Genomic DNA, 20014 nt, shown 5'->3' with positions numbered 1-20014 from the left:
GCGGGTATGGCGCGAAAAATTGAGAAGTCTGGCGCGGCCGGCCGGCGTATCATCGGCCCGACCTGTTTCCGGGAGCATTGCCATGCCCGTTGATTCCGCCCGCCTCGACATCCTGACCGCCCTTAGCCGCAAGGCGCTGTGGCTCTCGTCCTGGACCATCCACCACGCCAACCACATCCGCCCGAGCGCGGACGGCCTCAAGGTCGGCGGCCACCAGGCCTCATCCGCCTCGCTCGCCACCATCATGTCGGCCCTTTATTTTAGCGTTCTGAGACCCGAGGATCGCGTTGCAGTGAAGCCGCATGCGAGCCCGGTGTTCCATGCCATCCAATATCTGTTCGGACGGCAGACCCGCGAGAAGCTGGAGAATTTTCGCGGCTTCAAGGGCGCGCAGTCCTATCCCTCACGCACCAAGGATGTCGACGACGTCGATTTCTCCACCGGCTCGGTCGGCCTCGGCGTCGCGCAGACGCTGTTCGCCTCGCTGGTGCAGGATTACGTCAAGGCGCATGGCTGGATGAAGGATCGCAGCGAAGGGCGGATGATTGCGCTGGTCGGCGATGCCGAGATGGACGAGGGCAACATCTTCGAAGCCCTTGCAGAAGGCTGGAAGCACGGCCTGCGCAACACCTGGTGGGTGGTCGACTATAACAGGCAGTCGCTCGATGCCGTCGTGCGCGAAGGGCTCTGGGAAAAGTTCGAGACAATGTTCCGCAATTTCGGCTGGGACGTGGTGATCGTCAAATATGGCCGGCTGATGCGCGAGGCCTTTGCCGAGCCGGGTGGCGAGGCGTTGAAGCGCTGGATCGACAATTGTCCGAACGCGCTTTATGCGGCGCTGTGTTTTCAGGGCGGCGCGGCGTTCCGCAAGCATCTGCACGATGAGATCGGCGACCAGGGCCCGATCACCAAGCTGATCGACAAGCGCAGCGACGACGAGCTCTTGGCGCTGATGTCGAATCTCGGCGGCCACGACATGGCGAGCATGCTGGAGGCGTTCGAGTCCATCGACCACGATCACCCGGTCTGCTTCATCGCCTACACCATCAAGGGCGTCGGCCTGCCGTTCCAGGGTCACAAGGACAACCACGCGGGGCTGATGACGGTCGCGCAGATGGAGAAGTTTCGCGACAGCCAGAACATCCGGCCCGGGCATGAATGGGACAAGTTCGAGGGGCTCGCGCAAGACCCGGCCGAACTCGAAGCTTTTCTGGCGCGGGTGCCGTTCAACCAGGATGGCCGTCGCTTGAACGCGCCCGCGGTCGAGGTGCCTCAGCAGCTCGCGTTCAAGCCGTCGCCGCAGATGTCGACGCAGCAGGGCTTTGGTCTCGTGCTGAACGAGATCGCGCGCAGCGACAGCGAGCTCGCGAAGCGCATCGTCACGACCTCGCCCGACGTGACCGTCTCGACCAATCTCGGCCCCTGGGTCAATCGCCGCGGCCTGTTCGCGCGGGCCGAGAAGGCGGACTTATTCCGCAGCGAGAAAATTCCTTCGACCTATAATTGGGATGCTTCCCCGAAGGGGCAGCATCTCGAGCTCGGCATCGCCGAGATGAACCTGTTCATCATGCTCTCGGCGCTCGGCCTGTCGCATCAGATCAACGGCGAGCGGCTGCTGCCGGTCGGCACGCTCTACGATCCTTTCATCGAGCGCGGGCTCGATGCGCTGAATTATGCCTGCTATCAGGATGCGCGCTTCATGGTGGCGGCAACGCCATCGGGCATCACGCTCGCGCCTGAAGGCGGCGCGCACCAGTCGATCGCAACGCCGTTGATCGGCATGGCGCAGGATGGGCTCGCCTCATTCGAGCCGGCCTTCGTCGACGAGCTCGCGGTCATCATGGCTTTCGGCTTCGAGCACATGCAGCGCGAGGCCGGCGAGGGCGGCTCGGTCTATTTGCGGCTGTCGACGCGCAGCATCGAGCAGGCGCAGCGCATCATGACTCCGGAGCTGAGGCAGGGCATCACCGATGGCGCCTATTGGCTGCGCAAGCCGGGGCCGAATGCCGAAGTCGTGATCGCCTATACCGGCGCAGTCGCGCCGGAAGCGATCGAGGCGACCGGCTTCATCGGCGAGAGCCGCCGCGACGTAGGCCTGCTCGCGATCACCTCGGCCGACCGTCTCCACGCTGGCTGGACCGCCGCGCGAAGATTGCGGCGCGACCGCCGCGGCGTGCAGCATCTCAGCCACATCGAGAAACTGCTGGCGCCGTTGCCGCGCGACTGCGGCATCGTGACCGTGATCGACGGCCATCCCGCCGCGCTCGGCTGGCTCGGCAGCGTCCGCGGCCACCGCGTCGAGGCACTCGGCGTCGATCAGTTCGGTCAGACCGGCACGATCGCCGAGCTCTACCGCCACCACGGCATCGATGCCAACGCCATCATCGATGCGGCCGAAAGCCTCACCACCGGCGCGCCGGTGCTGCACCGGAAGATGGCGGTGTAGTGAGGTAACGACGTCGTCATTCCGGGGCGATGCGCAGCATCGAACCCGGAATCTCGAGATTCCGGGTTCGGCTCTTCGAGCCGCCCCGGAATGACGATCGAGAGAACCTTGCCACGTTCCCACCGCCGGCTCATATACCTCAGTCCGCCGCAACGCTGGTCCCGCATATGGCGGGTTCAATTGCCGGCGCTTTCGTGCAAGGATGCCTGCCGAAACGCCCCCTCCAAGCCCCCAAGAAGAGGTTAACGATGGTCAATCGCATGCAATTCTACATCGACGGCGCCTGGGTCGATCCCGCCGTCAAGAAATCCACCGCCGTGGTCAATCCGGCGACGGAAGAGGCGATGTACGAGGTTGCGCTGGGCTCCAAGGCCGACGTCGACAAGGCCGTTGCCGCCGCCAAGCGCGCCTTTGCAACGTTCTCCCAGACCAGCCGCGAGGAGCGCGTCGCGCTGCTCACGAAAATCATTGAGATCTACAAGGGCCGCCTCAAGGAGATCGGCGCCGCCGTCTCCGACGAGATGGGGGCACCGCTGCCGATGGCAGAGAAGCTCCAGGCCGGCGCCGGCCTCGGCCATCTCATGACCACGCTCGACGTGCTCAAGAACTACCATTTCGAGGAGCCGGTCGGCACCGCCATGGTGCTGCGCGAGCCGATCGGCGTCGTCGGCATGATCACGCCCTGGAACTGGCCGCTGAACCAGATCGCCTGCAAGGTTGCGCCTGCGCTCGCCGCCGGCTGCACCATGATCCTGAAGCCGTCGGAGTTCACACCGACCTCGGCGCTGATCTTCGCGGAGATCCTGCATGAAGCGGGCGTGCCGAAGGGTGTGTTCAATCTCATCAACGGCCTCGGCCCCGAGGTCGGCGCCGCCATGAGCGAGCACCCCGATATCGACATGATCTCGTTCACCGGCTCGACCCGCGCCGGCATCGACGTGGCGAAACGCGCAGCTCCGACCGTCAAGCGCGTCAGCCAGGAGCTCGGCGGCAAGTCGCCGAACGTCATCCTCGAAGGCGCCGACCTGCAGAAGGCGGTGACCGGCGGCGTGATGCATATGTTCAACAACTCCGGCCAGTCCTGCAACGCGCCCTCGCGCATGATCGTGCCGCTGTCGAAGATGAAGGAAGTCGCCGCGATCGCGAAGGCCGTCGCCGACAAGACCAAGGCGGGCGATCCCCGCGCCGAAGGCACCACCATCGGCCCGGTCGTCAACCGCGGCCAGTGGGACAAGATCCAGGCGCTGATCAAGAAGGGCATCGACGAGGGCGCGACGCTCGTTGCCGGCGGCCCGGGCCTGCCCGAAGGCGTCAACAAGGGCTTTTATGTCCGCCCGACCATCTTCGCCGACGTCACCAGCGACATGACGATCGCCCGTGAGGAAATCTTCGGACCGGTGCTGACCATCATCGGCGCCAAGGACGAGGCCGATGCGGTGAAGATCGCCAACGACACGCCATATGGTCTTGCCGGCTACGTCTCGGGCGCGACTGTCGAGGACGCCAAGCGGGTGGCGCGTCAGATCCGCGCCGGCAACGTCAACCTTCAGGGCGTGCCCAACGACCGCACCGCGCCGTTCGGCGGCTACAAGCAGTCCGGCAACGGCCGCGAGTGGGGCAAGTACGGCCTGGAAGACTTCCTCGAAGTGAAGGCCGTCGCCGGCTTCAACGCGGCGTAAGCTTTATCGTCTGAACCAAATTTGACGCCGGAGCGGGAAACCGCTCCGGCTTTTTTTAGTCATTGCGAGCGAAGCGAAGCAATCCAGAGTCCCTCCACGGAGAAAGTCTGGATTTGCTTCGTCGCAAGTGCTCCTCGCAACGACGGAGGAGAGAGTAGGACCTATCCCCCCACCGCGCCCTGCGTGTTCACAAACAGCGCGTAGATCGACTGGCTCGCCGCCATGAACAGGCGGTTGCGCTTGACGCCGCCAAAGCAGAGATTGGCGCAGCGCTCGGGCAGCGCGATGCGGCCGATCATGACGCCGTCGGGCGCGAACACGACCACGCCGTCGAGCTCGGGATCGCCCATGCCCCAACCGCACCAGAGATTGCCGTCGATGTCGCAGCGCATGCCGTCCGGCGTGCCGGGACCTGCATCGATGTGGACGCGCTTATTGGCGATCGTGGTGCCGTCCGCCGCGACGTCATAGGCGAGGATCTTTCGGTTCGGTTGCCCACGCGATTCCACGACGTACAGAATCTTCTCGTCAGGCGAGAAGCACAGCCCGTTCGGTCCGAGCACGCCTTCTGCGACGATGGTCGCCTTGCCGGTCGCAGGATCGAGCCGGTAGACGTTCGGTTCGATCTCGGGCTCGGCCTTGTAGCCCTCGTAATTGCCGAGCAGGCCGAAGGTCGGATCGGTGAACCAGATCGAGCCGTCGGACTTCACCACGATGTCGTTCGGCGAGTTCAGCCGCTTGCCATTGAACGAATCCATCAGCACGGTGATGGTGCCGTCATATTCGGTGCGGGTTACACGGCGGCCGCCATGCTCGCAGGTGACGAGCCGGCCCTGGCGATCCCTGGTGTTGCCATTGGCGAAATTCGAGGGTTTCCGGAACACGCTGACGGTGCCGGTTTCCTCCTCCCATTTGATGATACGCTGGTTCGGGATGTCGCTGCACAAGAGGTAGCGCCCGTCGCCGAACCACACCGGCCCCTCGGCCCAGCGCAGGCCGGTCGCCAGCCGCTCCACCGCCGAAAGTTTTAGCCAGTATTTTTCGAAGCGGGGATCGAGTGCACGTATTGCCGGATCGGGGTAATAGGTCGCCGGCCGCCAGCCTTGCGTGTGGGACGATGCATCGTTCATGTGCAGGTCTCGTTGTTGCGTTCCCTCTGTGCAAGTCTGCTAGCATCAGATATCTACGGCCGCAAATCGGTCGCTACATACGAGGAACGACATGCCGCGCATTTTGATGACGGGAGCTTCGGGCGGGATTGGTACGCGGCTGCGGAAATTGCTGCCGCCGATCTACCCGGACCTGCTGCTCAGTGACATTCGCAAGCCTGCCGATCTCGGCCCGAACGAGCAGTTCAAGGCCGCCGACCTCTCCGACATTTCGCAGGTCGAGGCGATCTGCGATGGCATCGACGGCATCATCCATTTCGGCGGCTATTCGGTCGAAGGCCCCTGGGACGACATCCTCCAGGCCAACATCATCGGTTGCTACAATCTGTTCGAGGCCGCGTACCGCAAGGGCGTCAAGCGTGTGGTGTTTGCCTCGTCGAACCATGCCGTAGGCTTCTATCCGCGCCACCACAAGATCGGCACCGACGTCACCCCGCGCCCCGACGGCCGCTATGGCGTCAGCAAGGTGTTCGGCGAGGCCGTCGGCGCGCTCTACGCCGACAAGCACGGGCTGAAGGTGACTTGCCTGCGCATCGGCAATTTCGGTGACATGCCGCTCGACCATCGCCGGCTCGCGATCTGGCTCAAGCCCGACGACCTCGTGCAACTCTGCCAGATCGGGCTCGAGCATCCCGACATCCATTTCGAGATCTTCTACGGCGTGTCCCTGAACGAGCGCGCCTGGTGGGACAACCACCGCGCCTACGAGTTCGGCTATCGGCCCACCGGGCGCTCTGAGGATCATGTGGCGCACGCAATGGCCGAGCAGGCCAAGCTCAAGCCGGATCCGATCGGTGATCACTATCAAGGCGGCGCCTTCTGCAGCAACGAGTTTGACGGCGACGCGAGCCGGATCATCGACTGGAATAAGCGCTAAACGGGTTTCCCATGCCTGACATTTGCTGCAGTCGGACCAAGCGCCCGGCTGCGCTCAAGGCGGGCAATTGTAGCCGATCAACGCATGTCCGCGAGCGCCGCGCGCAAATCGTTCGTGACGTGCTCGAACAAGGCGGAGCCCGTGTGATCGCATGAGCTGGCGCACGTCATTTTGCAACCCGCGCCTCCTGTTTCTTGGTCACATGCCAGAGCACCACATGGTAGTGCGGCACATCCACGCCGGGGTGACCCGCGTTGAAGTAGAGGCTGACATGATCAACCGGTGCCGCGGACCCCGCCCCGTCCAATGACTTGTGATCTTCGATGTCCTTGTTCGGGACCATGTACACGGTCGCCACCAAGCGATCCCTGCGATCGAAGCACAGGAACGGCCCCAGCGGTCAAGTGTCGGGCTTGACGAAGATGATGCCGAGGCCCGGAAAGAACTTCGGGAAGTTCACGAGATCGCTGACCCGCTTGTATCCGTTTCTTTCGGCGACCTTCCGCTGATTTGGCGGCCGACGAACGACTTCGTGCTTCTCCTCGTGCTTCCTATCCGCCTTGCTGCTTCGGTGAGGGGCTGTCCTGGTTTGCTCGGTCGTGTCGGCCGGCGGCGCGGTGGTCGGTGCGAACGACTGCGGCGCTGGCGGAAAGAAGGGAGCAAATTGCGCTGCAGGATGCCTCACGTCGGCGATCAAGGCGAGCAACGCAGCCAAGGCTGTGCTCACAAGCGCGTTGCGCATCGACACCTCCCGAAATTTGCCTGCCAAATTTTGCTCACTTATCCGGATTGCGTTCTCGCCAGCGCAGGAAGTCCCGGAACAATTCTTCGCGGTCTGGCGGATTGGCGGTTGGCTTTCCCTCAAGGAACCGGCCGAACGCCTTGCGAAGCGCGGCCTCGCCGCCGGATTGCTGCTGGAGCCAGCGCTCTGCCGGTCGGAATCGTTGCCATCCCGGGAGCAGCGCGGCCAGGTTCACCTCGCGCCATTTGGGGTGATGTGCGTCGCCGAGAAATTCAGGAAACCGCGTGAACAGTGTTTGGACGAACAATTCCAGCAGCCGAAACCGTTCGCTGCGAGGCGGCCAGTTGTAGGCGAAGAGAGCGGATTTGATCGCGATCGTGTCCACAGCTGCATTGACCCCGATGATATCTGGGTAATCCTCGTGGCGAAGCGTCGATGGCAGGTAGTTTTGCTGCAGCAGTTCGTTGGAATAGGGGATGGGCAGGAAGTGAATGCCCTTGGCCTGCCCGGCACGTGCGAGGAAGCTGACTGGTTTTCCTGAGACCAGTAGGGCGGCCGAGATGTCTCCCTTCCGCATCCCCTCCAGCGCGGCGTCCGGCCCCAGGCTGGATTCGCTGATCTTGACGCCCAGACGGTTCAGCACCTCGCGGCCAAGCACGGCACCGGCACTGCCGTCCTCGCCAAGATTGACCCTCTTCCCCGCAAGATCCGTCAGGCTTGCGATCTCCGGCCGTGCGAGGAGATGGAACTCTTCGACATGGAGCGAGGCAATGTAGGCAAGCTTATCGGAGATGTCTCCGAACGTCTTTGCCTCCCGGAGCCGGTCGACCAGGATAACAGGTGCGATCGCCACGTCGGCACCTGCCAGAGTGAGCACGTCGAGGATGCTGCGGGTGCCGCCGTTTCCCACGATTGGCAGGACCCGCAAAGCGACTTCGCCATGCGGACCCGTCTCCTGGCCACTCGCCAGTGTGGTCGCAATGTCCTGAGCTATTGCGAATTCAGTGCATTGCGGCGTACCGGTTACGAAGCCCACCGTAAATGGGTCCGCAGGTCGTCTCGTTTCTTTCCTGGGGGCGCTTTCTTTTGGCGGAGACGCTTTCCCGGATTCACTCGGAGAGGCGAAAGGTTGCCGTTGTGCGAAGGACTCCTGGACCTGTCCGCCGAGCCAGGCCGCCGCAATCAATGCGAAGAACAAACCGGCCCGCATCGCTCCGCAGACCCTCATGTTCAAACCTGTGCGGTAGCCAGCCCTCCCTTGGGCTGACATGTTCCGATCGATCGTCACCCGGCTACGCGCGCGAATGAATCCCGCTCGAGCGTTCCAACGCGCCCCGGCTAGCGGCGTTCCTTCTTGGACGTATACGGGTCGTTCGTGGCAGGTACTTGCTCACCTAGAGTCCGGCCCCATCATCGGCGATGCGCTTGAGGTAATCTTTCTTGCTGACCTGCATGTGATCCACGCAGAGTTGCGCCAGCGCCCAACTGTCGCGGCCCTTGAGCAGCTCGATCATCAGCTCGTGCTGGCGCCGCGATTGTGCGAGACCCTCGCGATCGGCGAGGTTCTTCGCGCGCATCGGCAGCGTCAGGTTCATGTAGTCCTGGAGCGAGCGCACCAGATAGGGATTGCCGCAGGCCGAGAACAGCGCAAGGTGGAAGGCGTCGTTGGCCTCGTGAATGCCGCGCAGATCCTGCGCGTCGGCCCTTGCGCAGTATTGCCGTTGCAGCGCGGAGAGTTCGTCGATCAGGCCTTGCGGCGCGGGCAGGGGGATCATCAGCGCAGCCTGCCGCGTCAGCATCTCCCGCACCTCGTAGATCTGATGGACTTCCTCGGCCGAGTAGAACCGTACGGTGGCGCCGACATTCTTCTCACGGCGGATGATGCCGCGCCGCTCCGCATCCAGCAGCGCTTGGCGCACGAAGTGCCGCGAGGTGCCGTAGCGCGACATCAGCGCGTCCTCGGTAAGGCGCGCGCCCGGTGCGAGGAGGCCGAAGATGATGTCCTCTTCCAGGCGCGCGACGACGTCGTCCGGATCGTCGCGCCGGACCGGCATTGCTTCAGCAGTGCGAATGTCGGACATGCCCTTAGCCTCCCGGCGGTCGGCCGGTTGGTCCTGTGGAGCAGGAGGGGCTTGGATTGTCAATAATTTGTGCCGCAAGAGCCGCCAAAAGCCAGAAAGTGCGACAATATTGGCCAATCTTATTGACAATCCTGGGCGAGGCTGTACCACGGTGGCAACTCGGAAGGAGTGGCATGATGACGAGTGGCCTGCGCAAGGGTTTGACGAGCTATGGCGATGCCGGCTTCTCGCTGTTCCTGCGCAAGGCGTTCATCAAGGCCATGGGCTATTCCGACGATGCGCTGGAGCGCCCGATCGTCGGCATCACCAACACCTATAGCGACTACAATCCCTGCCACGGCAACGTCCCGCAGATTATCGAAGCCGCCAAGCGCGGCGTGATGCTGTCCGGCGCGATGCCGTTCGTATTCCCGACCATCTCGATCGCCGAGAGCTTTGCCCATCCGACCTCGATGTACTTGCGCAATCTCATGGCGATGGACACCGAGGAGATGATCCGCGCCCAGCCAATGGATGCGGTGATCGTGATCGGCGGCTGCGACAAGACTCTTCCTGCGCAGGTGATGGCGGCGATCAGCGCCGATCTGCCGACGGTGGTCATTCCGGTCGGGCCCATGGTGGTCGGCCATCACAAGGGGGAAGTGCTGGGCGCCTGCACCGATTGCCGCAGGTTGTGGGCAAAATACCGCGCCGGCGACATGGACGATGCCGAGATCGAAGCCGTGAACGGCCGTCTCGCGCCGTCCGTCGGCACCTGCATGGTGATGGGCACGGCCTCGACCATGGCCTGCATGATCGAAGCCATGGGCCTGTCGCTGCCGATGAGCGCGACAATCCCGGCGCCGCACGCCGAGCGTTTCCGTCTTGCGGAGGCCAGCGGCAAAGTCGCCGCCGAGATGGCAAAGACGAAGAGGCCGAAGCCGAGCGAGTTGCTGACGCCGGCCTCGTTCAGGAACGCGCAGGTCGTGCTTCAAGCGATTGGCGGCTCGACCAACGGCCTGATCCATCTGACCGCGATGGCGCACCGATCGCCGTACCGGCTCGATCTCGGAGTGTTCGACCAGATCGGCCGCGAGGTGCCGGTGCTGGTCGATCTCAAGCCGTCCGGCGAACATTACATGGAGCATTTCCATCACGCCGGTGGCGTGCCGAAACTGCTGGCGCAACTCGGTGATCTCGTCGATCTCGATGCCGGGACGATCAGCGGCCAGACGCTACGCGAGGTCGTGGCGAATGCGGAACACGTGCCGGGCCAGGACGCGATTCGTTCGCGCGACAATCCGATCAAGAAGGAGGGCGGTCTTGCCGTCCTGCACGGCAATCTCGCGCCGCGCGGTGCGGTCATCAAGCAATCGGCCGCCAGTCCAAAGCTGTTGCAGCACACCGGGCGCGCGGTGGTGTTCGAATCCGTCGAGGACATGACCCTGCGGGTCGACGATCCCGATCTCGACGTCACGGCCGACGACGTGCTGGTGCTGCGTAATGCCGGCCCGAAGGGCGCGCCGGGCATGCCCGAGGCGGGCTATTTGCCGATTCCGAAGAAGCTCGCGCGGAACGGCACCAAGGACATGGTGCGCATTTCGGACGCACGCATGAGCGGCACCGCGTTCGGCACCATCGTGCTGCACATCACGCCGGAATCTTCTGTCGGCGGGCCACTCGCGCTGGTGCAGAACGGCGACATGATCCGCCTCGATGTGGCCAAGCGCAGCATTGAGCTGTTGGTCGATGCGGCCGAACTCGAGCGGCGCCGCGCCGCGTTGAAGCCGGCCGCAGCGCCAGAGGAGGCCCGGCGCGGCTACGCTTGGTTGTTCAACGAGACCATCATGCAGGCCGACGAGGGCTGCGACTTCGATTTCATGCAGAGGACTGGACCAAGGACCGAGAAGGAGTGAGGGACCAGGCCTAAGGCAGCTACTTGCCCTTGCTGGTGAACTTCTTCACGGCGGCGCGGAACTCCGCCGTGTTCATCGCCATGATGATCTTGTGCTCCTCGGCATCCAACTGCTGCTTCACCGGCGTGGTCGCGGCCTGGTAGACGAGCGATTTGGTGCCGGTGATCGCCGCCGGCGGGTTTTGCGCGAGACGCTCGGCGAGTTTTTGCGTGGCTGCTTTCAGATCAGCGGCGGGAACGATCCTGGCAACCAGGCCCCACTCGTAAGCCTGCTGCGCGGTAAAATTATCCTCGGACAGGAAGATTTGTAGCGCGCGGCGGGAGCCGACCGTGCCGACGATGCCGACCGTGGAGCCGCCGTCCGGCGACACGCCGATCTTGGCATAGGCCGGCGTGAACTTGGCGTCGTCGGCGGCAATGCAGAGATCGGTGACGAAGGCGAGCCCCATGCCCGCGCCGGCGGCGGAGCCGTGGACGCTGGACAGCGAGATCTTTGGCATGCGGCGGATGATCTCGATAAAGGCATGATAGTGCTTCAAGAGCTCGCCGACCACGGGCGTCACCGTGCCTGCTTCGGCGGCTGCCCCGATCGTCTGAAGATCGCCGCCGGCCGAGAAGGCGCGGCCTTCGCCTTCGAGGACAACGACCTTGATGTCGTCCGCGCCTTCGATATAGGCCGCGAGCTGCTCGAGCTTCTGCGCGATCGCCAGGTTGATAGAGTTGAATGCGGCAGGGCGGTTAAGCGTGATGGTCGCGATCGGGCCCTCGATCCGCAGCAGGGCGGGATCATCGGGCTGGGAGATGGGAGCTGGCATCTGAGAAAATCCCCGGCAAGAGGTTCGTTGCTGCAACTAAATCGCAGAAGGCGAGGGGTGACAATCCCCGCCCGCCGCTCTTGCGCTGGGCGGAACGATAGGCTCAAATGGGCCCGCCTTCGCCAAGGGACGGACACGAGCGCCGGCTCCTCGTCAGGCCAGCAAACCAAAATCAGCGAGAGAGGAGACGACATGGGTCACGCTCGTGTCTTGCGGAAGTGGGCTGTCCAATGACGGATGGTCCGGTGATCATCGTCGGGGCCGGCCATGGCGGCTACCAGGTCGCGGCATCGCTGCGCCAGGCGGGCTTTTCGCAGCGCATCTGCCTGATCAATGACGAGGCGCATCTGCCCTATCAGCGGCCGCCGCTGTCAAAAGCCTACATCAAGGGCTCGGCCGGGCCGGAGAGCCTGATGTTCCGGCCGGAGAAGTTTTACCAGGACCAGAAGATCGAGCTGATCGCCGGCCGCGCCGTCTCGATCGACCGCGCTGGCCGCAAGCTGCATCTGGCCTCGGGCGAGACGCTGCCTTACGGTCACCTCGTGCTGGCCACGGGCGCGCGCAACCGCCTGCTCGACCTGCCCAACGCCAATCTGCCCGACGTGAAATACTTGCGTATCCTCGACGACAGCGAGGCACTGCGCCAGGTCATCCCGTCGAAGACACGCGTCGTGGTCATCGGCGCCGGCTTCATCGGCCTCGAATTCGCGTCCACCGCGCGGATCAAGGGCCTCGAGGTCGACGTGCTCGAGCTCGCCCCGCGCGTGATGGCGCGCGCGGTGACGGCCGAGGTCTCCGAATATTTTCAGGCGCGGCACCGCGGGGCCGGCATCCGCATCCATCTCGGCGTGCAGGCCACTTCCATCGAAGCCGAGGGCGGCAAGGTCACCGGCGTCTCCTTGAGCGACGGACGGCATCTGCCCGCCGATCTCGTCGTGGTCGGTGTCGGTGTGCTGCCGAACATCGAGCTTGCGGCTGAAGCGGGGCTTCCCGTTGCCGCCGGCATCGTTGTCGACGAATATCTTGCGACGGCTGATCCCGATATTTCGGCGATCGGCGACTGCGCGCTGTTCGCAAGCCCGCGCTTCGGCGGTTCGCTGCGGCTGGAATCGGTGCAGAACGCCACCGATCACGCCCGCTGCCTCGCGGCGCGGCTGACCGGCGACAGCAAGCCCTATGACAGCCATCCCTGGTTCTGGAGCGACCAGGGCGAGGACAAGCTCCAGATCACCGGCCTCACCACCGGTTACGATCGCGTCGTGCTGCGCGGCAACCCCGCGAGCAAGGCGTTTTCGGCGTTCTGCTACAAGGGCGAGACGCTGCTGGGCATCGAGTCGATCAACCGCGCCGGCGACCACATGTTCGGGCGCCGATTGCAGGCTATGCACCGCTCGATCTCACCGGAGCAGGCCGCGGACCAGAGTTTCGACCTGAAGAGCGCACTGGCGTGATCAGCTTGCGTCGATCACGGCAGCCACTTCCTTTGCCGTCGGCATCGACGGCCCCGCGCCCATCCGCTGCACGCTGATCGAAGCGGCGGCGTTGGCAAACGTGAGCGCGCCGCGCAGTGTCGCGCCGTCAGCCAGTTGCGCCGCGAGCGCGCCGACGAAGCAATCGCCGGCGCCGGTGGTGTCGACCGCCTTCACCGTGCGCCCCTGCACCGAAATCTCCTCGCGCCCCGCCAGCGCGAGCACGCCGCGCCTGCCGAGCGTGACGCAGATGGTCTGGTCCCGCCGCGCCTGAAGTTGTCGCGCGACGTCGATGATCCGCGCGGCCTCGTCGCCGTCGGAGAGCTCGGTGCCGGCGAGCAAGCCGAGCTCGGTCTCGTTCAGCACGAGGATGTCGACCAGCGCGAGCAGCTCGCCAGGCATGCTTTGCGCCGGCGCCGGGTTGAGCAGCGTCGTGGCTACGGCGGCGCGTGCCCGCTGGAAGAACGCGGCAATCGCCGGCAGCGGAATTTCGAACTGGCTGACCGCGACGTCGCCCTCCAGCAGCGGCACAACGCTGACGTCATCAGCGTCGACCAATGCATTGGCGCCGGGGATGACGACGATGGTATTGTCAGCCTCCGCCACCGTGATGATGGCCGTGCCGGTGTGCGCGTCAGCCGTCTGCTGCACGTAGCCGAGATCGATGCCCTGACTGCGAAGGAAAACCTTCAGCTCGGTCCCAAACGAATCCTTCCCCAGCCGCCCGATCAGCGTGGTCCTGGCGCCAAGCCGCGACGCGGCGACCGCCTGGTTCGCGCCCTTGCCACCTGGAAAATACAGCACCTGCTTGCCAGCAACGGTCTCGCCGACGCGTGGATGGCGGTCGGCTGTTGCCACCACATCCATGTTGATGCTGCCGGCGACGAAGACGCGACCCATGACACACCTTTTGCGAGCGCTAGACCCTGACCTCGAATTCGTGCCTGACCTTGGCGATGTCGACCAGCGTCGGCAGGCCGGCCTCGTTGCCGAGGCGCTGGATCTTGAAGGTCGAGGCGGCGCGGGCGAAATCAAAATGCTCGCGCCAGCTTTTGCCGGGATGGGCGAGGTAGGAATAGACATAGGCGCCGTGGAAGACGTCGCCGGCGCCGTTGGTGTCGATCACGCGCTCGCGCGGGATCGGCATCGCCGGCATCACCTGCACCGTCCCGGTCTCGTCGTACCAGAAAAGGCCCTTCTCGCCCATGGTGACGCCGCCGATCTTGCAGCCGCGGCTCTTGAGGTAATCGAGCATCTTCTCCGGCGTCAGGTCCATCTGCTCGCACAGCCGCTCGGCGACGATGGCGACGTCGATATATTCCAGCAGCTCATGCGTGTTGGTGCGCAGGCCGCCGCCGTCGAGCGAGGTCAGGATGCCGGCCTCGCGGCAGACTTTTGCATAGTGGATCGCGGCGTCCGGCTGATGGCCGTCGACATGCAGCGCGCGGCAGCCGCCGAGATTGAGCATCGGGAACGGATGGATGTGCTCGTCGTCGCGGCAGCGGACGATGGCACGCTTGCCGTCCTTGGGCATGATGAAGGAGAGCGAGGACTGGTTCACCTTCCGCCCGTGCAGCGAGATTGCGTATTTCGCGCACATGTCCTGGAACATGCGCCCCAGCCAGTCATTGGCGACTGTTGCGATCAGATCGGGCACGATGCCGAGCTTGGCGCAGCAGAACGCCGCCGTCACCGCGTTGCCGCCGAACGAAACCGCGTAATCCGAAGCTACGTGCTTCTCGTCGCCGGTCGGCAGGTGGTCGGTGATGAAGACGACGTCGATATAGGTCTGTCCGATGAAGAGAGCCTGCATTGCTTGTCCGTGATGCGCTTGTGGTCCGGCCGGCGCGTTTACTCTAGCACCGGTTCCGCTCCGGAGGGACGCTGAAATTATTCGCAAATCTGCCGCCCGGAGCGCTTGAGGTCAGCATGGTGCCGGAATACGACCATGACAGGCCGATGCCAAGCCCGGACAAACGCCGTCTTTCGGCCCAGGGGTTCCGGGTCAATTACGAGTCGATAAAAGGGGGGAAGATGATCATCGGGCTCGATCACGTCGTCGTCCTGGTCAGGGATATCGCTGCGGCAAAAGCGGCCTATCAGACGCTGCTCGCCCGCGCGCCGGCCTGGCAGAACTCCGGCGAGGGCGCCGACCGGGTCCTGTTCACTTTGGACAACATGACGACCGAATTGATGGCGCCGAGCGGCTTCAGTGTCGCCGCCGACCGCATGCGCGCGCTGCTCGACGATCAGGAGGGCGTGCTCGCCAGCCTGTGCTTTCGCGTCGCAGACATGAGCAAGACGCACCGCCGCCTGGAACGCGTGGCCTTGAGGCCGGAGCCGGTCGCGGAGGTCCAAAGCAGCGATGCCGCATCCGATGCCGTGCTGCAGTGGAAGCGCACGCGTGCCGCTACGGAGCTCACGCGCGGCGTGCGCATGTTCTTCCTCGAGCTCGCCGACGAGCGCCCCAGATCCGTTGCGACCGACGTCGCGCCGATCGAGGCGCTTGATCACGTCGTGATCACCACCGAGGATTCCGAGCGCGCCGCCGCACTTTATGGCGCGCGGCTCGGGCTCGATCTGGCGCTCGACCGCTCCCATCAGGATTGGGGCCAGCTGATGTTCTTCCGCTGCGGCGATCTCATCGTCGAGGTGGTGCGCCGCCCGGTGGCGGGCGGCGATGCCGCGCATGACCGGCTCTGGGGCCTCAGCTGGCGGGTGGCCGACATCGACGCCACCCGCGCCCGCCTGATCGCTGCCGGTCTCGACGTTTCCGAGGTCCGCAACGGCCGCAAGCCGGGCACGCGGGTGATGACGGTGCGGAACGGCACCTGCGGCATCCAGACCGTGCTGCTGGAGCGTTCGCCGAAGCCGGTGGATTGAGGGACGTCTTTCCTCCGAGCGAAGCGAAGAAATGCAGAAGCCCTCCGCGGCGGCCGTCTGATTGCTTCGTCGCAAGGGCGCCTCGCAATGACGACTTCCTCGTGGTACACGCTGATCTGAGACCACCCAGCGAGCAACCGGTTTGGCGAAGGCAAAGCGAACTCTGAAATGGCAGCGCGATCCCGAGGGGATGCGGCTGCGTATTCTCGAGGCCGCCAAGCAGGAGTTTGCGGCCCACGGGCTCGCCGGCGCGCGCGTCGACCGCATCGCCGCCAAGGCTGGCGCCAACAAGCGTATGCTCTACTACCATGTCGGCAACAAGGACGAGCTCTATCTCGCCGTGCTTGAAGGTGCCTATGACAAAATCCGCAGCGAGGAGCGCGGGCTCGATCTCGAGCATCTCGACCCGCCCGAGGCGATCCGGCGGCTGATCGAATTCACCTGGAATTACTTCCTGCGCAATCCCGAATTCCTGTCGCTGCTCCAGACCGAGAATCTCGCGCGCGCAAAGCACCTGAAGCGCTCGACCAAGGTCAAGTCGATGCACTCGCCCTTCGTCGAGATGATCCGCACCGTGGTGCGCCGCGGCGTCGACAGCGGCGACTTCCAGGTTGCGGTCGATCCGGTGCAGCTCTACATCTCGATCGCGGGACTCTGCTTCTTCTATCTCTCGAATTCGGCGACGCTCAGCGTGATCTTCGGCCGCGATCTGTTGGACAAGAAGGCCAAGGACGAACGGCTGGCGCACATGGTTGGACTCGTGCTGGCTGCGCTGACGGGTCAGTCCGTGGCGCTGTTCGAGATCGCGAAGCCGCCAAAGTCGCCCACCGCGGTGGCGCAAACGGTTTAGTGGCCGTCGGCGCCGCTCGACTGGGATTCTTTTGCTTTTCCAATCTTGGCTGTCATCGCCCACTACACCGAGATTTCGCCGCAGTCCCTCCACGCGGCCCTTCACACGACCCCCTTCACATTCAGCGACCGGAACCTGGCGCAAAACGTCACAGGGAAAGCTCTGGACAGTATTTATCCAACGGGTTAATTTCTCCGCCAACGACAAGATTGCCGGGAGTGAGACGTGGCTGAGTTGAAGCCGCAGAGTGCGGTGTCCAAGATGCTGAATGCGGCCTGGATTCGGCCGTTTTTGTTCCTGGTCTTCATCGTCGTGGCCTGGGATCTGGCGATCCGGCTGTTCAAAATTCCCGCCTACCAGATCCCGTCGCCCGCCGACGTCGTGGCGGTGCTGCGCACCGAATGGCCGGAACTGCTGCGCCAGTCGTGGCCGACCACCTATGCGACCGTGTGTGGCTTCGTGCTGTCGGCGCTGTTCGGCATTCCCGTCGCAATGCTGATTGCCGGCTCCAAGACAGTGGAGAGCTACGTCTATCCGCTGTTGGTGTTCTCGCAATCCGTGCCGAAGATTGCGATCGCGCCGCTGTTTGTGGTCTGGTTCGGTTTCGGCATCATCCCGAAGGTGATCTCGGCGTTCCTGCTGGGCTTCTTCCCCGTCGTTGTCTCGGCCGTGCAGGGCTTTAAATCGGTCGATCCTGATATGGTCGATCTCGCCCGCGCTATGCAGGGCAGCCGCTTCCAGGTGTTCCGTGCGGTGAACCTGCCGCATGCGCTGCCCGCGATCTTCTCCGGTCTCAAAGTCTCGGTGACGCTCGCCGTGGTCGGCGCCGTCGTCGGCGAGTTTGTCGGCTCCAATTCCGGCATCGGCTACGTCATGCAGCGCTCGATCGGCACCTTCGACCTGCCGACGATGTTCGCTGCCCTTGTGATCCTGGCACTACTCGGTGTGGTCCTGTTCTGGATCGTGGACCGGATCGAGAAGCTGGTCATCCCCTGGCACGTCAGCCAGCGTGAGGACGTGCTTTTCGCCTCTTAAGTAATTTTCGGCTCTGAAGTGAAGCAACGAACGGCCACCAACGGCCGACGCAACAACGACATGGGAGAGTAACGATGAAGCGGTGGATAGGGGGCGTCTCGGCAGCGCTGATGGTGTTCGCGGCACTGCCGGCACAGGCGGCCGATAAGGTCGTGCTGATGCTGAACTGGTACGTCTATGGCGAGCACGCGCCGTTCTATTACGGCAAGGCCAAGGGCATCTATGCGGCCGAAGGCATCGACCTCGAGATCCAGGAAGGCCGCGGCTCGGCTGCGACCACGCAGGCCGTCGCGGCGAAGACCGCCGATTTCGGCTATGTCGACGTTCCCACCATGATGCGCGCCGCGATCAAGGGCGCGCCGGTGGTTGCGACCGGCGTGCTGCTCCAGACCAGCCCGATGTCCGCCATGGGCTTCGTCGACAAGAACATCAAGAAGCCCGAAGACATCAAGGGCAAGACGGTGGCGATCACGCCGGCCGATTCCATGACCCAGATCTGGCCGCTGTTCCTGAAGAAGACCGGCCTGAAGGAGAGCGACTTCAAAACCGTTGCCGGCGACGGCCAGACCAAGCTCAACGCCGTCATCAACGGCCAGGCGGATCTCTTGCTCGGCTACGTCATGGACCAGTCGATGAAGATCAAGGACGCCACCGGCAAGGACGTCTATCCGATCAAGTTCGCCGACTACGGCATCAACATGGTTTCATCAGGCATCATCGCCAACACTGACTATGTGAAGGCGAATGCCGATCTGGTTCGCCGCTTCATGTCGGCGACTACCAAGGCGGTCGAGGCCGCCGAGAAGGAGCCGAAGGCCGCGGCGCAATCGATCCTCGATGCTAATCCCAAGGGCGGCAAGATCGATACGCTGACACAGGGCTTCGAGCTGACCATCCCGCTCTACCGGACCGCGGACACCAAGAGCAAGCGGCCATTCCAGGTCACCGACCAGAACATGACCGAGACCGTCAATCTTCTCGTCGAATATGGCGGCCTCGATGCCAAGGCCAAGGAGAACCCGAAGGCGTTTTACACCAACGACTATTTGCCGAAGAGCGGATCGTGAAACCTGCGACAGCAATGAACGCAACCCTGCAGCCGGCCGCGCATCTGAGACTGGTGAGTGACCGGGCTGCCGGCGATGCGTCGGGCATCAAACTGTCCGGCGTGTCCAAGACCTACCGGACGCGCGACGGCGATGTGCCGTCGCTGCGGCCGCTCGATTTCAACATTAATGATGGCGAGTTCTTCGTCGTGGTGGGCCCAAGCGGCTGCGGCAAGTCCACGCTGCTCAAGCTGATCTCGGGATTGCTGCCGCCGACCACGGGCGAGATCCTGGTCGAGGGCGAGAGGGTGACGACGCCGCACGGCAATGTCGGCATCGTCTTCCAGAACGCGTTGCTCCTGCCCTGGCGCAACATCCTCAACAATGTCATGCTGCCGATCGACATGAAGCGGCTGGCGCGGGATAAATATCTCGCTCGCGCCAAGGATCTGTTGAAGCTGGTCGGGCTCGAAGGCTTCGAGAAGAAGCTGCCATGGCAGCTCTCCGGCGGCATGCAGCAGCGCGCCTCGATCTGCCGAGCGCTGGTGCACGATCCCAAGATCATGCTGATGGACGAGCCGTTCGGCGCGCTCGATGCGCTGACACGCGAACGCATGAATGTCGAATTGATGCGGATCCAGCGCGAGACCAGGAAAACGGTGCTGCTGATCACGCATTCGATTCCGGAAGCCGTCTTCCTCGCCGACCGCGTACTGGTCATGACCGAGCGCCCCGGTGCGATCGCCGCGATCTATGATGTGCCGCTGCCGCGTCCGCGCTCGCTCGACGTGATGGCCGATCCCGTGTTCACCGAGCTCGTGCAACGCATCCGCAAGCATTTCTTCTCCCAAGGTGCACTGGACTAAGAGCAATGCGATTGAGCCGGGCTGTGATCACGAAGACGGTGCGCTCCCTCCCCCGCCTGCGGGCAGGGCTATCGCATATGGCGAAGCATACTGAGGAGGAAGGCATCATCCCAGCCCGCGCGCTTGATTTTGCGTCGAATCGAGGCGGTGTCGGGATGAGAT

At 63.8% G+C, this 20014-nt stretch carries 18 protein-coding genes; 10 read left to right on the top strand and 8 right to left on the bottom strand.

Features of this window, described 5'->3' with window-relative positions; translation table 11 throughout:
* Window positions 1–82: 82 nt before the first annotated feature.
* Together IVB12_RS24970 and IVB12_RS24965 are read left to right on the top strand one after the other, a co-directional pair.
* The gene (locus IVB12_RS24970; RefSeq protein ID WP_247303001.1) at window positions 83–2446 is read left to right on the top strand and encodes a transketolase; all 2364 of its coding nucleotides are present in this window, start codon (window positions 83–85) and stop codon (window positions 2444–2446) included.
* 248 nt (window positions 2447–2694) lie between these two features.
* On the top strand, window positions 2695–4125 hold the full coding sequence (locus tag IVB12_RS24965; RefSeq protein ID WP_247302999.1) for an aldehyde dehydrogenase family protein: 1431 nt from the start codon (window positions 2695–2697) through the stop codon (window positions 4123–4125).
* A 161-nt stretch (window positions 4126–4286) separates the two neighbouring features.
* On the opposite strand, the gene IVB12_RS24960 is transcribed toward IVB12_RS24965, so the two are convergent.
* Window positions 4287–5255 (bottom strand): SMP-30/gluconolactonase/LRE family protein, encoded by a 969-nt coding sequence (locus IVB12_RS24960; protein ID WP_247302997.1) that lies wholly within the window; start codon window positions 5253–5255, stop codon window positions 4287–4289.
* A gap of 91 nt (window positions 5256–5346) precedes the next feature.
* On the opposite strand from IVB12_RS24960, the gene IVB12_RS24955 reads away from it, so the two are divergent.
* On the top strand, window positions 5347–6171 hold the full coding sequence (locus IVB12_RS24955) for an NAD(P)-dependent oxidoreductase (RefSeq protein WP_247302995.1): 825 nt from the start codon (window positions 5347–5349) through the stop codon (window positions 6169–6171).
* 166 nt (window positions 6172–6337) lie between these two features.
* On the opposite strand, the gene IVB12_RS24950 is transcribed toward IVB12_RS24955, so the two are convergent.
* From IVB12_RS24950 to IVB12_RS24935, 4 genes are all read right to left on the bottom strand, one after another.
* The gene (locus IVB12_RS24950; RefSeq protein WP_247302993.1) at window positions 6338–6529 is read right to left on the bottom strand and encodes a hypothetical protein; all 192 of its coding nucleotides are present in this window, start codon (window positions 6527–6529) and stop codon (window positions 6338–6340) included.
* Window positions 6530–6571: 42 nt separating this feature from the next.
* Window positions 6572–6913: a hypothetical protein gene (locus IVB12_RS24945; RefSeq protein ID WP_247302991.1), complete on the bottom strand. Its 342-nt coding sequence runs from the start codon at window positions 6911–6913 to the stop codon at window positions 6572–6574.
* Window positions 6914–6947: 34 nt separating this feature from the next.
* Window positions 6948–7949 carry a TAXI family TRAP transporter solute-binding subunit gene (locus IVB12_RS24940; RefSeq protein ID WP_247302989.1) on the bottom strand — a complete coding sequence of 334 codons (1002 nt, stop codon included), beginning with the start codon at window positions 7947–7949 and terminating at the stop codon, window positions 6948–6950.
* A gap of 358 nt (window positions 7950–8307) precedes the next feature.
* Complete coding sequence (locus tag IVB12_RS24935; protein WP_247302987.1) at window positions 8308–8994, bottom strand: GntR family transcriptional regulator; 687 nt, start codon at window positions 8992–8994, stop codon at window positions 8308–8310.
* Between the two features lie 176 nt (window positions 8995–9170).
* Between IVB12_RS24935 and IVB12_RS24930 the strand changes: the two genes are divergently transcribed.
* Complete coding sequence (locus IVB12_RS24930) at window positions 9171–10889, top strand: IlvD/Edd family dehydratase (protein WP_247302985.1); 1719 nt, start codon at window positions 9171–9173, stop codon at window positions 10887–10889.
* A 19-nt stretch (window positions 10890–10908) separates the two neighbouring features.
* On the opposite strand, the gene IVB12_RS24925 is transcribed toward IVB12_RS24930, so the two are convergent.
* Window positions 10909–11703, bottom strand: coding sequence for an enoyl-CoA hydratase/isomerase family protein (locus IVB12_RS24925; RefSeq protein ID WP_247302983.1), 795 nt, complete (start codon window positions 11701–11703; stop codon window positions 10909–10911).
* Window positions 11704–11933: 230 nt separating this feature from the next.
* On the opposite strand from IVB12_RS24925, the gene IVB12_RS24920 reads away from it, so the two are divergent.
* Window positions 11934–13154, top strand: coding sequence for an FAD-dependent oxidoreductase (locus IVB12_RS24920; protein WP_247302981.1), 1221 nt, complete (start codon window positions 11934–11936; stop codon window positions 13152–13154).
* On the opposite strand, the gene rbsK is transcribed toward IVB12_RS24920, so the two are convergent.
* Window positions 13155–14072 (bottom strand): ribokinase, encoded by a 918-nt coding sequence (rbsK, locus tag IVB12_RS24915; RefSeq protein WP_247302979.1) that lies wholly within the window; start codon window positions 14070–14072, stop codon window positions 13155–13157.
* A 19-nt stretch (window positions 14073–14091) separates the two neighbouring features.
* Window positions 14092–14985 (bottom strand): sugar kinase, encoded by an 894-nt coding sequence (locus IVB12_RS24910; protein WP_247302977.1) that lies wholly within the window; start codon window positions 14983–14985, stop codon window positions 14092–14094.
* A 221-nt stretch (window positions 14986–15206) separates the two neighbouring features.
* Between IVB12_RS24910 and IVB12_RS24905 the strand changes: the two genes are divergently transcribed.
* The 5 genes from IVB12_RS24905 (at window position 15207) to IVB12_RS24885 (ending at window position 19852) form a co-directional block, all read left to right on the top strand.
* Window positions 15207–16055 carry a VOC family protein gene (locus tag IVB12_RS24905; protein ID WP_247302976.1) on the top strand — a complete coding sequence of 283 codons (849 nt, stop codon included), beginning with the start codon at window positions 15207–15209 and terminating at the stop codon, window positions 16053–16055.
* A 142-nt stretch (window positions 16056–16197) separates the two neighbouring features.
* On the top strand, window positions 16198–16905 hold the full coding sequence (locus IVB12_RS24900; protein WP_247302974.1) for a TetR/AcrR family transcriptional regulator: 708 nt from the start codon (window positions 16198–16200) through the stop codon (window positions 16903–16905).
* Between the two features lie 225 nt (window positions 16906–17130).
* Window positions 17131–17940: an ABC transporter permease gene (locus IVB12_RS24895; RefSeq protein WP_247302972.1), complete on the top strand. Its 810-nt coding sequence runs from the start codon at window positions 17131–17133 to the stop codon at window positions 17938–17940.
* A 74-nt stretch (window positions 17941–18014) separates the two neighbouring features.
* Window positions 18015–19007, top strand: coding sequence for an ABC transporter substrate-binding protein (locus IVB12_RS24890; RefSeq protein WP_247302970.1), 993 nt, complete (start codon window positions 18015–18017; stop codon window positions 19005–19007).
* 14 nt (window positions 19008–19021) lie between these two features.
* Window positions 19022–19852 (top strand): ABC transporter ATP-binding protein, encoded by an 831-nt coding sequence (locus IVB12_RS24885; protein WP_247302968.1) that lies wholly within the window; start codon window positions 19022–19024, stop codon window positions 19850–19852.
* Window positions 19853–20014 lie beyond the last annotated feature (162 nt).

Source organism: Bradyrhizobium sp. 179 (assembly GCF_023073535.1).
Taxonomy (GTDB): domain Bacteria; phylum Pseudomonadota; class Alphaproteobacteria; order Rhizobiales; family Xanthobacteraceae; genus Bradyrhizobium.
This window is presented reverse-complemented; position numbering and strand designations above follow the sequence as displayed.

Bases quoted from the DNA above. Each gene is read 5' to 3' on its own strand.
- IVB12_RS24970 (WP_247303001.1), top strand. From the start codon at position 83: ATGCCCGTTGATTCCGCCCGCCTCGACATCCTGACCGCCCTTAGCCGC.
- IVB12_RS24965 (WP_247302999.1), top strand. From the start codon at position 2,695: ATGGTCAATCGCATGCAATTCTACATCGACGGCGCCTGGGTCGATCCC.
- IVB12_RS24960 (WP_247302997.1), bottom strand. From the start codon at position 5,255: ATGAACGATGCATCGTCCCACACGCAAGGCTGGCGGCCGGCGACCTAT.
- IVB12_RS24955 (WP_247302995.1), top strand. From the start codon at position 5,347: ATGCCGCGCATTTTGATGACGGGAGCTTCGGGCGGGATTGGTACGCGG.
- IVB12_RS24945 (WP_247302991.1), bottom strand. From the start codon at position 6,913: ATGCGCAACGCGCTTGTGAGCACAGCCTTGGCTGCGTTGCTCGCCTTG.
- IVB12_RS24935 (WP_247302987.1), bottom strand. From the start codon at position 8,994: ATGTCCGACATTCGCACTGCTGAAGCAATGCCGGTCCGGCGCGACGAT.
- IVB12_RS24930 (WP_247302985.1), top strand. From the start codon at position 9,171: ATGACGAGTGGCCTGCGCAAGGGTTTGACGAGCTATGGCGATGCCGGC.
- IVB12_RS24925 (WP_247302983.1), bottom strand. From the start codon at position 11,703: ATGCCAGCTCCCATCTCCCAGCCCGATGATCCCGCCCTGCTGCGGATC.
- IVB12_RS24920 (WP_247302981.1), top strand. From the start codon at position 11,934: ATGACGGATGGTCCGGTGATCATCGTCGGGGCCGGCCATGGCGGCTAC.
- rbsK (WP_247302979.1), bottom strand. From the start codon at position 14,072: ATGGGTCGCGTCTTCGTCGCCGGCAGCATCAACATGGATGTGGTGGCA.
- IVB12_RS24910 (WP_247302977.1), bottom strand. From the start codon at position 14,985: ATGCAGGCTCTCTTCATCGGACAGACCTATATCGACGTCGTCTTCATC.
- IVB12_RS24905 (WP_247302976.1), top strand. From the start codon at position 15,207: ATGATCATCGGGCTCGATCACGTCGTCGTCCTGGTCAGGGATATCGCT.
- IVB12_RS24890 (WP_247302970.1), top strand. From the start codon at position 18,015: ATGAAGCGGTGGATAGGGGGCGTCTCGGCAGCGCTGATGGTGTTCGCG.
- IVB12_RS24885 (WP_247302968.1), top strand. From the start codon at position 19,022: ATGAACGCAACCCTGCAGCCGGCCGCGCATCTGAGACTGGTGAGTGAC.